The following is a 12,414-nucleotide window of genomic DNA, read 5'->3' on the forward strand; positions in this document are numbered from 1 at the left end:
GCGAGCCTCAGGAAACAGCAACGAGATGACCGCTGCCAAGATCCTTCAGGGCCAGTTTCGGCGGGTCCTCGCCGATTTTTCGAGTCGGGCTCGGGATCTCCTGATCGAGACGCGCGAAACGCGGCCGGCGCTTTGCCGGATCGGGCACCGGCACGGCCTCGATCAAGCGCTTCGTGTAGGGATGGCGCGGGTTCGAAAAGACTTGGTCGCGGGTGCCCATTTCGACGATCTGGCCGAGATACATGACGGCGACACGATCGGAAATGTTCTCGACCACCGCCATGTCGTGCGAGATGAACAGATAGGCGATGCCGAATTCGCGCTGCAGTTCCTTCAGCAGGTCGAGCACGCGGGCCTGCACCGACACGTCGAGCGCCGAAACGCTTTCGTCGGCGATGATGAGCTTGGGCCTGAGCGCCAGAGCGCGGGCGATGCAGATACGCTGGCGCTGGCCGCCCGAGAATTCGTGCGGATAAAGCTCCATCTGGTCGGCCGACAGGCCGACGCGTTCGAACAGCGTCGCCACAAGCTGGCTGCGCTCTTCCTTCGAGGCGATGCCATGGATCAACAGCGGCTCGGCAACGAGGTCGCCGACGCGCATGCGCGGGTCGAGCGAGGCATAGGGATCCTGGAAAATCATCTGCACGTCGCGGCGAACCGCCTTGCGCTGGTCACGGCCAAGGCCCGCCAGATTGCGCCCGCCGATCACGATATCGCCGTGGTAGGGCACAAGCCCGGCCAGCGCCTTGGCGGTGGTCGACTTGCCGCAGCCGGATTCGCCGACCAGCGCCAGCGTCTCGTGCGGCGCGATCGAAAAGCTGATGCCTTCGACGGCGTGGACACGGCGGTTCACTTGGCCGAAGAAGCCACCGCGCAGGTCGAAATGGACATGCAGATCGTTGACCACCGCCACGCTTGCGGGCATTTCCGCTTCGACGGATTTTTGTTCGGCGGATTTTTGGCGGCCGACGCCGGTACCAATGCGCGGCACGGCAGCGAGCAGCTCGCGCGTGTAGTCGGCTTGCGGGCGGGCAAAGATATCGGCGGCTGTTCCCTGCTCGACCATGCGGCCGTGCCGCATGATAACGACGCGATCGGCCATTTCGGCAACCACGCCCATGTCGTGGGTGATGAGGATGACGCTGGTGCCGTGTTCGCGCTGCAGATCGCGCAGCAGTTCCAGCACCTCGCCTTGCACGGTGACATCGAGTGCCGTCGTCGGCTCGTCGGCGATCAGCACATCCGGCTTCAGTGCCAGCGCCATGGCGATCATCACGCGCTGGCGCATGCCGCCGGACAGTTCGTGCGGAAACTGTTTTAGCCGGCTTTCGGCTTCCGGGATGCGGACAGCCTTCAGCGCCTCGATGGCGCGCCGGCGCGCCTCGGCGCGGGACAGGCCGGTATGGGCCTCGATGGACTCGACCAGCTGCCGGCCGATCGACAGCACCGGATTGAGCGAGGTCATCGGCTCCTGGAAGATCATCGCGATGCGGTCGCCGCGAATGCGGCGCATCCGACGCTCATCGAGCCCCGCCAGATCGATGTCGCTCCGATCGATATCGCGAAGCCGGATCGTGCCGGATTCTATCCGGGCGGCGGGCTGCGGCAGCAACTGCATGACCGCCAGCGCGGTCATCGATTTGCCGGAACCAGATTCACCAGCAATGCAAAGCGTCTCGCCGCGCGCAAGCGTGAGCGATAGGTCTGATACAACAGGCCGCTCGCCATCTTCGCCACGCACGCTGACGGAGAGGCCGGAGATTTCCAGCACCGAACCAGCCGTAGTCGAAACGGTCGGGGCAAAAACCCCGATCCGCTTATTGCCTGCGCCTTTGCTCATTCGAAGACGCATCGCGGGAAGTAGAACGACACCACCCAGTTCGGCATATCGACGATCTCGCTGATCCGGAGATCGCCGCAGACCGAAACCAGCATGTAGGCCTCGACCGGGTCCATTCCGTAGCGGCCGGCAAGCAGGTCGATCATCTGGGAGACCGCTTCCCTGGCGCCCGTCATCAGGTCCGGTCCGATGCCGGTCGTCACCTCATAGCCCTTGGCGTCGAGATGGCGCGTCACCGGGCCAGGCGTGGTGAAGCGCGGTGTCTTCAGCCGCGCATCCTTAACCAGGTCGAGCTTGAGCACGACATCCATCGGGCTTTCGATCGCCGTGCCGCATACTTCGCCGTCGCCCTGCGCGGCATGCGTGTCGCCAACCGAAAACAGCGCACCGGCCACCTCCACCGGCAGATAGAGCGTGGTGCCGGCCGCGAGATCGCGAATGTCGAGATTGCCGCCGACGCGCCTTGGCGGCACCACCGAGTGAAGGCCCATTTCAGCCAGCGCGTTGCCGATGGTGCCGGCAAAGGGTTTCAGCGGCACGCGGGCTTGCCTGCCGAACAGCGCCGGCTCGAGCGAGACGGCGTCGTATGTCCAGATGTTCAGCGCCGGTTCCGGGAAGTCGTCGGCGAGCAGGCCGAACCCCGGAATGTTCCCCGTCCAGCCGAAGCCGGACGGCTTGAACATCTCGATCGTCACCTTCAGCGCATCGCCCGGCTCAGCACCGTCGACGAAGATCGGCCCGGTCACCGGGTTGATCCTCTCAAAGTCGAGCTTGGCGACATCGGCAACGGTGCTGTCGGCCTGAAGCTGGCCACCCGACGAATCAAGGCACTGGAACTCGATCGTCGAACCGGGCGCCACCCGCTCAGCCGGGACAAAGGAATTGTCCCAGCCGAAATGATGATGGCGCCCGTGGATGGTGTAGTCGCAGTTATTGCACATCGGTCACATACACATTGTCATAGTTGATCGGGATATGGACGGGGTCGACATAGAGATTGTCGGCGCCGCCCATCCGGGGGGATTTCATGGTGAAGCGCTGCTCGTTGAAGACCGGCGCCCAGGGCGCGTCTTCCATGATCTTGCCGTAGATCGCGCTCCACATCTTGGCACGTTCGCCTGATTTGGCCGGGTCGACGACCGAGTCGGCCTCCGCCGCCTTGGCGTCGAGATCCTTGTTGCAGTACCACGACCAGTTCCAGCCGCCCGGAACCGCGCCGGCGCAGCCGAGGATCGGCCCGTAGAAGTTCGACGGATCGGGGGAAATCGGCGATCCAGGCCATGCCGCCGGACCAGATCATCGGCGCGCCGGCCTTGTCGCCGCCGGCTGCGATGACGTTGGCCTGCGCGAGCGACTGGATGCTGGCCTTGATGCCGACGGCCGCCAGATCCTGCTGGATCGCCTGGGCGATGCGCGGGTTGGGATCGGTGTTCATGGCGAACAGCTGCGTGTCGAAACCATCGGGATGACCGGCCTCGGCAAGCAAAGCCTTGGCCTTGGCCACGTCATAGGGATAGCCCTTGAATTCCTTGTCGTAGCCGGGCATCGATGGCGGCAGCGGCTGGTTGGCCGGCACCGCACGGTTGTTGATCAGCTGAACGATACGGTCCTTGTTGATCGCCATGTTGACCGCTTGCCGCACCTTCACATTGTCGAAGGGCGCCATGGTGGTGTTCATGGTGATGTAGCCGGTGTGCAACTGGCCGCCCTCGACGACGCGGGCCTTCTGCTCGGGATCGGCCATCACCTCCTGGAACTTGGCCGGCGGAATGCCGTCGCCGGGAATGTCGATCTCGCCCTTCTGCAGCCGCAGCAGCGCCACGATCGGCTCCTGCCCGATCTCGAAGGTGATCTTGTCGAGATGCGGCAGGCCCTTGTGCCAGTAATCCGGGTTGCGCTCGAAGACGACGCGCTGGCCGAGCGTCCATTCGGCGAACTTGAAAGCCCCTGTGCCGACCGGATGCTTGCCGAAGTCCGCGCCGTATTTCTCGACCTCCTCCTTCGGCACGACATGCGAGAAGTTGATGGCCATGACGTGCAGGAAGGTGGCATCGGGCCGGGTCAGTTCGAACTTGATCGTGTAGGGGTCGACGACGGTGACGCCCGCCAGGCTTTCCGCCTTGCCGGCAGCGACATCCTCATGGCCCTTGATCGACCCGAAGAAGCCGGCGCCCGGGCTCTGCGTCTTCGGATTGGTGACGCGATCAAGCGAATATTTCACGTCGTCAGCAGTCATCTCGCGGCCATTGTGGAACTTCACCCCTTGGCGCAGCTTGAAGGTGAAGGTCTTGCCGTCGGGCGCGATCTCGTAGCTCTCGGCGAGGTCGGGCCGCAGGTTGGTGGTGCCCGGCTCGTAGTCCATCAGCCCGTCGAACAGGCTCTTGATCATCGACCAGTTCTGCCAGTCATAGCCGATGGCCGGATCGAGCGTGGCGACGTCGTCCTTGTAGGTGATGGTGATCGCGCCGCCCGGCTTGGCGTTCGGATCGACGGCGTCTTCGGCGCGGGCGCTTGCCATGCCGAGCATCAGCGCGAGCGCCGATACCGCAACGGTGGAGGTCAAGAATTTCTTCATCTCATGTTCCCTTTCTCTGGTTGTTACCGGTCTTTTTTTGGTTTCATCTGAGCTTGATCCGCGGATCGATAAATGGAGCGACGGTGTCGGCCAGGAGATTGCCGAGCACGATGGCGAAGGCCGAAACCAGGGTGACGCCCATGATGATCGGAATGTCGACGCGCTGGATGGCCTGCCAGGCAAGCTGGCCGATGCCGGGCCAGCCGAACACGCTTTCGACCACCACGATGCCGCCCATGAAGATGCCGATGTCGATGCCGATCATGGCGATGACCGGCAGGATGGCGTTGGGAAGTGCGTGGCGGAAGATGATGGCGCCGCGCGCAAGGCCCTTGGCGCGCGCGGTCCGCATATAGTCCTGCCGCAGCACGTCGATCATCGACGAGCGCATCATGCGGGCGTACCAGCCGGCGCCGAGTATGCCCATGGTCAGCGAGGGCAGCACCAGATGGCGCCAGGTGCCGTAGCCGCCGATCGGAAACCAGCCGAGCCGCACGGCGAATACATAAAGGAGCAGCAGGCCGACGACGAATTGCGGTGCTGAGACGCCGACAAAGGACGCGACCATCAGCGTCTGGTCGGTGGCGGTGCCGCGCCTGACGGCGGCAAGCAGACCCATCGTCAGGCCGATCACCAGCTCGCAAAGGATGGCGCCGATCATCAGCAGCAGGCTCGCCGGCAGCCGCGAGACGATGAGCTCCGTGACCTCGGAACGCTGGATGTAGGAGCGACCGAGATCGCCGCTGAGCAGGCTGGTCAGATAGTGCCAGTACTGGATGAAGAAGGGCTGATCGAGGCCGAGCTGCCGGCGGATGTTCTCGACCGTTTCGGGCGTGGCGCTGCGGCCGGCGATCTGGCGGACGGGGTCGGCGGGCAGCAGGTAGAGCAGCGCAAAGGTGATCAGCGAGACGCCCAGCAGGATGAGCAGCGATTGAATGATACGGCGGCCGAGATAGGCGATCATGCTCGGCCCCTTTGCGTCGGATCGAGGACGTCGCGCAGCGCATCGCCGATGAGGTTGAAGGCCAGCGCCAGCGCCAGGATCGCCGCACCTGGAAAGAAGACCAGCCAGGGCGCTGCCTGGAAATAGGTCTGGTTCTCGAAAATGATGTTGCCCCAGGAGGCGGTCGGCGGCTGCACGCCAATGCCGAGATAGCTGAGCGTTGCTTCGAGCAGCACCGTGGTCGAGATGCCGAGCGTGCCCCAGACGATGATCGTCGGCAGCAGATGCGGCAGGATATGGCGAAACAGGATGCGTGGCGCGCTGGCACCGATCGTACGCTCGGCGTCGATGAACTCGCGCTCGGCGAGCGAGCTGGTCTCGGTGTAGATGACCCGCGCGGTCTGCACCCAGTTCACCAGTGCGATCACCATGGCAACGATCCACAGGCTCGGCTGGAGCACCGCCGCCAGGCAGATGGCGAGCAGCAGCGCCGGGAAGGCCATCATCAGATCGGTGAATCGCATCAGCGCGCCGCCGATCCAGCCGCGGAAATAGCCCGCGGTGACGCCGACCAGCGTGCCGATCAAAAGCGCCACGCCGTTGGCGACGATGCCGATGATCAGCGAGGTGCGTGCGCCGAAAAGGATGCGGGTCAGCAGATCGCGGCCGAGCAGATCCGTGCCCAGCCAGAAGCTGGCGTTCGGCGGCAAGGGCGCGCCTTCAAGCGTCAGCCCGTCGAACATCTGCTCGTTTGGATCGTAGCCCGTCAGCCACGGCGCCAGGATGGCGCCAGCCAAGACGACGGCTACGATCACCAGGCCGATCAATGCCAAAGGACGCTTGACCAGGCGCCGCCAGACGCCGGCGCGCGGCCCGGCCGGCATGCGCCCGGTTGCCGGAAGGTCAGGCGCGATGGGACTGGTCATCGCCACCTTCTTCTTCCGTCATTGCCACGATCCTGCGCGCGGCCTCTTCGACGCTGATCTGCCAGCTCATCGCCAGCGACCGCAGCTGCGCATAGGCGCGGCCGTCCTCGGCGCCTTTCGACAAGGCCTCCACTGCGCGCACGATGGTCTGGCGCTCCGCGACGCGCAGGCGAAGCGACGATATCTCGCTTGCCAAAAGCTTGCGCGCCTCGAAACTCTGCCGCGCGATCAAAAGGGCGCTATAGACGCCGGCATTGCCGACCGGCTTCAGCAATTGGGCGTCGGCCTTGTGCGACAGCGCCCACTCGATGCGGCCTGGCGCTTCGGAGCCGATCAGCGCCACCAGCGGCATCGGCGCCTCGCCCGGCGTCCACGGGAATTGTTCGTCGAAGCCGAGATCGGCATCGAAGAAGACGAAGTCCGCCGCCAGCGCCTCGGCCGGCAGCTCCGGCCAGCAGCCGACCGTCTCGAGGCCGATGGCCGACAGTTGCCGCGTAATCGCCTGCACCGTCGGATGCGGACGATGCAGGACAAAGGCCCTGGCGCCGCCGAGATTCGGGATGCGCGGGACCTTGCTCACGACACCACCCTCAGGCGAGGCCGGCCGAACGTCTCGGTTCGGTCATAGCGGGACAGATAGGGATCGGGCGCGACACTCTTGGTCAGCGTGACGGTCTTGAATGCGGTCCCCTCTATGCGCCCGATCTGCACCGGCAAGGTGGCGTGCTGGGTTTGCGGATCGATGGATATGTCGCCGAGCGGGGTTCGAAACGAGGTTCCGGCAAAGGCCTGGGGAAGGTCCGGCCATTGTGCGCCGGGATTGCGGGCGAGGATCTCGGCAAGCGTCCGCACCGAGGCATAGGCGGCCGCCTCGAAGGACGAGGCAGGCACGACGGAGGGCGCCGAATCGCCCTGGCGATCCGCTGCCGAGATGTCGTGAAAGTACGGCCCGACGGAAAGGTGGCCATTACCCGCCTCGTTGAGCGCCGGCAACTCGCTTTCGGTCAGATTGCAGGACAGGATCGGGCAGCGCTCCGGCCTGAAATGCGGGTCGCGTTCGGCAAGTTCGGCATAGGCCGCGATGAAGGCATAGGACGAGGAGCCGATCAGGTTGTTCAGGACGAACTCCGGCCGGGTCGCCTGGATCTCGGCGATCAGCCTGGAGACATCGACCTCGCCGAGCGGCAGATAGCGTTCGCCCAAAACCTTGCCGCCGGCGTCGGCGATAAGGTCGCGGGCGACACGGTTGGTTTCCCAGCCCCAGATATAGTTCGAGCCGAGCAGGAAGCCGTTGGCGCCGAAGCGCGGCACGACATGGGCCAGCAGCGGGACGAGGTGCTGGTTCGGGCAAGCGTGCATGTAGACGACATGCTCGTTTGCTTCGAAGCCCTCATAGGGGCAGGCGTACCAGAGCGTGCCGCCGGCGCGCTCGAGGATCGGAATGACCTCCTTACGGCTCCACGACGTGATGCAGCCAATGATGTGGCGCGCGCTGCTGTTGGCGAGAATATCGGCGCAGCCCGTCGCGTAGCCATCGATGTTGCCTTGCGGGTCGCGCTCCACCGGAACGAATTCGATCGGGATGGCGGGATCGGCATTGATGTCGGCGATGGCCGTCATCGCACCGGAACGGCAGGATTCGGACAGCAGGCGGTAGTTGCCCGACCGCGAGTAAAGGATGCCGATTTCGATACGCCGTCCCAAGCAAATCCCCAAAAATAACAATGCCCCGCAGCCGCCGCCGCGGAAGGCGAGGCATACGAGGCATTTTTGCCGCCCGGCGGTCGGAGCCGGTATTTTCCCCATTAGCGTATTCGGTACGGCGGGTCAGTCAAGCGGGAAAAGTGAGAGCGGGGAAAGCGACGGCGTTGCGTCTGGCTGCGCGAAGGGGTCCCGCGGAAAAATGGCGTGCCCCGCCTACACGATACCCGCGGTAAGCGCCCCTGTGCTCGCAATGGCAGAATCTTTGAGAGAATATTCCCGGCAGCGTATTTGGCGAGAAACGCGGTTCTTTGATCCGGCGGCCAGCATACCCGATGCTGTGCACAAGGCTTCGCGCTTTGCTTGGCCACCATGATCTAACAACGGATGGGATTCATCATGATCAAGAACACCAACACTTTGCGGTCGCCCTTTTCAGCAAATATAACCCGACGCACAGGTCTTGCATTACTTTTCGCTTCGGCTGTCGCAATTGCCGGTTTGGCTGCGCCCGGTTCGGCCTTCGCTGAGGACAAGAAGGCGATCAAGGTCGGCATCATCAGCGGCGAGGATGAAGACGTATGGCGCGTCGTCACCGCGCAGGCGGCCGAAAAAGGGCTGACGATCGAGACCGTGGTGTTCAACGATTACACCCAGCCCAACGAGGCGCTTGAGCGTGGCGAAATCGACGCCAACGCTTTCCAGCACAAGCCCTATCTCGACAACCAGATCAAGACGCAGGGCTATCACATCGTCCCCGTCGGCTATACCGGGGTCTGGCCGATCGGCCTCTATTCCAAGAAATACACTGGTGTCGCCGACCTGCCCGAGGGCGCCGTCATCGGCGTGCCGAACGATCCGTCCAATGAAGGCCGCGCGCTGCGCGTCCTGCAGAACGAGGACCTCCTCAAGCTGAAGGACGGCACTGGTATCCTGGCGACAACGGCCGACATCGCCGACAACCCAAAGAAACTGGTCATCAAGGAGTTAGACGCCGGCATTGTCGGGCGTTCGGTGGACGATCTCGACGCGGCGGTGGTGAACACGGATTGGGCGCTGAAAAGCGGCCTGACCCCCGAAAACCGCATCGCGCAGGAGCAGATCGCCGACAATCCGTATCGCAACTTCATCGCAGTGAAGGCCGGCAATGAGAACGAGCCCTGGGTAAAGACGCTCGTTGCCTCTTATCAGAACGAGACAGTGAAGGCCGAATTCGACAAGGTCTACAAGGGCACCGGCCTCAGCGCCTATTGATGAACTGCTGATCCTCAGGCGGCAGAAAAGCGGTCCGCTATCTACCGCGCACCGCGATCGGATTTGTGGATCGCCGAACAGGAACTGACATGAACCAACATCTGTCCGCGACCGCCGACGCCGCGGTTTCTATCGGCGCCTTGGAGGTGCCGGACGATGTCGTGCGTCTCGTCGAGTTGAAGCGGCGCTTCGGCCAGACCGCGGCGCTCGATGGCGTATCGCTCGCTGTGCAGAAGGGCGAGGTCCTCGGCATCATCGGCCGCAGCGGCGCCGGCAAGTCGACGCTGATCCGCTGCCTCAACGGTCTGGAGCGGCCGGATTCAGGGCAGGTCTTCATCGAAGGCCGCGAGATCAGCCGCCTTGGCGAGCGCGAATTGCAGCCGCTCAGGCGGCGCATCGGCATGATCTTCCAGCACTTCAACCTGCTTTCGGCCAAGACCGTCGAAGACAATGTCGCGCTGCCGCTCAAGATCGAAGGCCGTCCCAGGGCCGAGCGCCTGGCGCGCCCGGCCGAGCTGCTCGAGCTCGTCGGTCTGTCGGAGAAGGCGAAAGCCTATCCGGCATCGCTGTCGGGCGGCCAGAAGCAGCGCGTCGGCATTGCCAGGGCGCTTGCCGCCCGTCCCGCGCTGCTGCTCTCGGACGAAGCCACCTCGGCGCTGGACCCGGAGACGACCCGCTCCATCCTTGCGCTTTTGAAAGACATCAACCGGCAGCTCGGCCTGACCATTCTGCTGATCACCCACGAGATGGAGGTGATCCGCTCGATCGCCGACCGCGTCGCGGTGATCGACGCCGGCCGCATCGTCGAGGAAGGGCCGGTGTGGTCGGTGTTTGCCAATCCGAAGTCGGCGATCACCCAAAGCCTGCTTAGCGGCATCCGGCCGCAATTGACGGCGGAGATCGCAAGCCGACTAACGCGAGGCGCCGGCACGGAGGCGATCCTGAAAATCGAGGTGGCGGGCGAGGCGGCGCGCGGCCCGCTGCTGTCCGACCTCGCCGCCGCCCTGCCGGGCGGGTTTCGCCTCGTTCATGGCGGCATCGACCATGTCCAGCGGCAGCCTGTCGGCACGCTGTTCCTGGCGGTGCCGGGTGCCGATGCAGATCATCTGGAACAAGTGACCGCGTTTTTGAGGGCCCGCGAGGCGCGGGTGGAGGTGCTTGGCCATGTCGCCAATTCTGTTTGAGCTCCTGCTTCGTTCGATCTGGGAGACGATGCTGATGACGGCCGCATCCGGATTCATTTCGCTGGTTTTCGGCCTGCCGCTCGGCCTGGCGCTGGTCGCCAGCGACCGCGGCGGCATCGCCGAAAGCCTGTGGGTGAACCGCGTTCTCGGCGCTGTCAACAACGGCTTCCGCTCGGTGCCGTTCATCATCCTGCTGGTCGCGCTGATCCCGGTGACACGGCTGATCGTCGGCACCTCGATCGGCACCTGGGCTGCCATCGTGCCGCTGTCGATCGCGGCCACGCCCTATTATGCCCGCATCGCCGAAGTGTCGCTGCGCGAGGTCGACCACGGGCTGATCGAGGCGGCGCGCGCCATGGGCGGCAACCGCTGGACGATCATCCGCGAGGTGCTGGTGCCGGAAGCCCTGCCCGGCATCGTCGCTGGCTTCACCGTCACGCTGGTGACGCTGATCGGCGCCTCGGCGATGGCCGGCGCCATCGGCGCGGGCGGGCTCGGCGACCTCGCCATCCGCTATGGCTACCAGCGCTTCGAGACGTCAGTCATGGTCGCCGTGGTCATCGTCCTGATCATCCTGGTCTGTGGCATCCAGTGGGCCGGCGACCGGCTGGTGGCCAGGCTGGATCACAGGGGGTGATGAGCCAGTTAGTAGCACTGCGCAGGGGGTTTGACGGTCACATGTGCTTGCGTTGTATACCTTGGCGATTGGCGGAAACGCCTATCGCTTCGTCATCCTGGAGTCTGCGCCGCGTCGCTTCGCCGTGGGATGACGAAGTAGAGGAAGGCAGCCGACCCGGCCGATCGTCGCGCCGAGCCCGACGATGCTGCTATAAAAAGGGGATCGCCGTTCAGGCATGATATCTCTTCACCAATTGTCGATGTCGGCGCTGCCCCTCATCCGCCTGCCGGCACCTTCTCCCCGTATAGTGACGGGGAGAACGGCTGGCCGCAGCCTCGACACCTTTTTCTGCAACTCTTGATATTGGCGAAACCCTTTGCGAAGGCCTCCTTCTCCCCGTCACTATAGGGGGAGAAGTGCCCGGCAGGGCGATGAGGGGCAGCACAAACCTGAAGCGATTGCCCGGGCGTTTGAACAAAGCCAAGGCACTCCGCTCGGAGCGCCTCCGCCTACTCGCCGTAGACGTCGAAGGCAAAATACTTGTCGTTGATTTCCTTGTATTTGCCGTTGGCGCGCAGCGCGTCGATCGCCGCATCGAGCTGGTCGGCCAGTTCCTTGTTGCCCTTCTGCAGCGCGATGCCGACGCCTGGGCCGTGGATGGCCGGGTCGGGGGCCAGGGTGCCGAGCAATTTGCAGCAGGCGCCGTCGGGCTCCTTCAGCCATTCGGTCAGCAGGATCGAGCCGTCCATCACCGCGTCGAGACGGCCGTTGACCATGTCGGTGCGGGCGTCGTCGCCGGTCGGATAGGGTTTTATGGTCGAGCCTGCGTATTTCTGCTCGGCGAAATTCTGGTGGATCGTGGCGCTCTGCACGCCAAGCGCCTTGCCTTTGAGGTCCTCGGGCGAAGTGCCGGTGATGGTCGAACCCTTCGGCACCGCGAGGGCCGGCGGCGTCTGGTAGTATTTGTGGGTGAAGTCGACCTTCTCGGCCCGCTCCGGCGTGATGGTGATGTTGATGATGGCATCGAACTTGCCCGCCTGCAGTGCCGGGATCGAGCCGTCGAAATCCTGCACGACGAACTCGCATTCGGTCTTCATCTCGGCGCACAGCGCCTTGCCGAGATCGATGTCGAAGCCGCCCAGCGTGCCGTCGGCATTGGCATAATTGAAGGGCGGATAGGCGCCCTCGGTGCCGAGCCTGAGTTTCTTGTCCTGGGCGGAGGCGGCACCCGTGGTGACAGTCAAGGCGACGGAAGCGGCAAGCACGAAGCGACCGAAAAGACGCATGATCCAGATCTCCGTTGATAAGGGCAAGTCTACGGGGCTTTGTGTGCGCGGCGGAGACGGAAACGACATGCGCTGCGGCGATCACG

General features: G+C 64.1%; 10 protein-coding genes and 1 pseudogene. 3 read left to right on the forward strand and 8 right to left on the reverse strand.

What is annotated here, in order from left to right; all coding sequences use genetic code 11:
- Window positions 1–7: 7 nt before the first annotated feature.
- From NKH36_RS18325 to NKH36_RS18355, 7 genes and pseudogenes are all read right to left on the reverse strand, one after another.
- Window positions 8–1,840 (reverse strand): ABC transporter ATP-binding protein, encoded by a 1,833-nt coding sequence (locus NKH36_RS18325; protein WP_352963767.1) that lies wholly within the window; start codon window positions 1,838–1,840, stop codon window positions 8–10.
- The gene (locus NKH36_RS18330) at window positions 1,837–2,781 is read right to left on the reverse strand and encodes an acetamidase/formamidase family protein (RefSeq protein WP_352963770.1); all 945 of its coding nucleotides are present in this window, start codon (window positions 2,779–2,781) and stop codon (window positions 1,837–1,839) included. Before NKH36_RS18330 ends, NKH36_RS18325 begins: the two co-directional genes overlap by 4 nt.
- Window positions 2,771–4,367: pseudogene (locus NKH36_RS18335) on the reverse strand (ABC transporter substrate-binding protein). The gene NKH36_RS18330 and the pseudogene NKH36_RS18335 overlap by 11 nt, the downstream one beginning before the upstream one ends.
- A gap of 91 nt (window positions 4,368–4,458) precedes the next feature.
- On the reverse strand, window positions 4,459–5,379 hold the full coding sequence (locus tag NKH36_RS18340) for an ABC transporter permease (RefSeq protein ID WP_352963773.1): 921 nt from the start codon (window positions 5,377–5,379) through the stop codon (window positions 4,459–4,461).
- Window positions 5,376–6,284, reverse strand: a complete 909-nt coding sequence (locus tag NKH36_RS18345; protein WP_502912065.1) for an ABC transporter permease — start codon at window positions 6,282–6,284, stop codon at window positions 5,376–5,378. Before NKH36_RS18345 ends, NKH36_RS18340 begins: the two co-directional genes overlap by 4 nt.
- Window positions 6,262–6,864, reverse strand: coding sequence for an ANTAR domain-containing response regulator (locus NKH36_RS18350; protein ID WP_352963776.1), 603 nt, complete (start codon window positions 6,862–6,864; stop codon window positions 6,262–6,264). Before NKH36_RS18350 ends, NKH36_RS18345 begins: the two co-directional genes overlap by 23 nt.
- Entirely contained in the window at window positions 6,861–7,988 is a 1,128-nt protein-coding gene (locus NKH36_RS18355) for a transporter substrate-binding protein (protein WP_352963779.1), read from the reverse strand. The genes NKH36_RS18350 and NKH36_RS18355 overlap by 4 nt, the downstream gene beginning before the upstream one ends.
- Window positions 7,989–8,384: 396 nt before the next feature.
- Between NKH36_RS18355 and NKH36_RS18360 the strand changes: the two genes are divergently transcribed.
- The 3 genes from NKH36_RS18360 (at window position 8,385) to NKH36_RS18370 (ending at window position 11,060) form a co-directional block, all read left to right on the forward strand.
- Window positions 8,385–9,239: a MetQ/NlpA family lipoprotein gene (locus tag NKH36_RS18360; RefSeq protein WP_352963782.1), complete on the forward strand. Its 855-nt coding sequence runs from the start codon at window positions 8,385–8,387 to the stop codon at window positions 9,237–9,239.
- Between the two features lie 89 nt (window positions 9,240–9,328).
- The gene (locus tag NKH36_RS18365) at window positions 9,329–10,423 is read left to right on the forward strand and encodes a methionine ABC transporter ATP-binding protein (protein WP_352963785.1); all 1,095 of its coding nucleotides are present in this window, start codon (window positions 9,329–9,331) and stop codon (window positions 10,421–10,423) included.
- A complete protein-coding gene (locus NKH36_RS18370; protein WP_352963788.1) occupies window positions 10,404–11,060 on the forward strand; it encodes a methionine ABC transporter permease in 657 nt (218 codons plus the stop codon). The genes NKH36_RS18365 and NKH36_RS18370 overlap by 20 nt, the downstream gene beginning before the upstream one ends.
- Window positions 11,061–11,551: 491 nt before the next feature.
- Here the strand turns inward: NKH36_RS18370 and NKH36_RS18375 are convergent, their stop codons facing one another.
- A complete protein-coding gene (locus NKH36_RS18375) occupies window positions 11,552–12,328 on the reverse strand; it encodes an ABC transporter substrate-binding protein (protein WP_352963791.1) in 777 nt (258 codons plus the stop codon).
- Window positions 12,329–12,414: the final 86 nt, after the last annotated feature.

The organism is Mesorhizobium sp. M1312 (assembly GCF_040318115.1).
GTDB lineage: Bacteria > Pseudomonadota > Alphaproteobacteria > Rhizobiales > Rhizobiaceae > Mesorhizobium.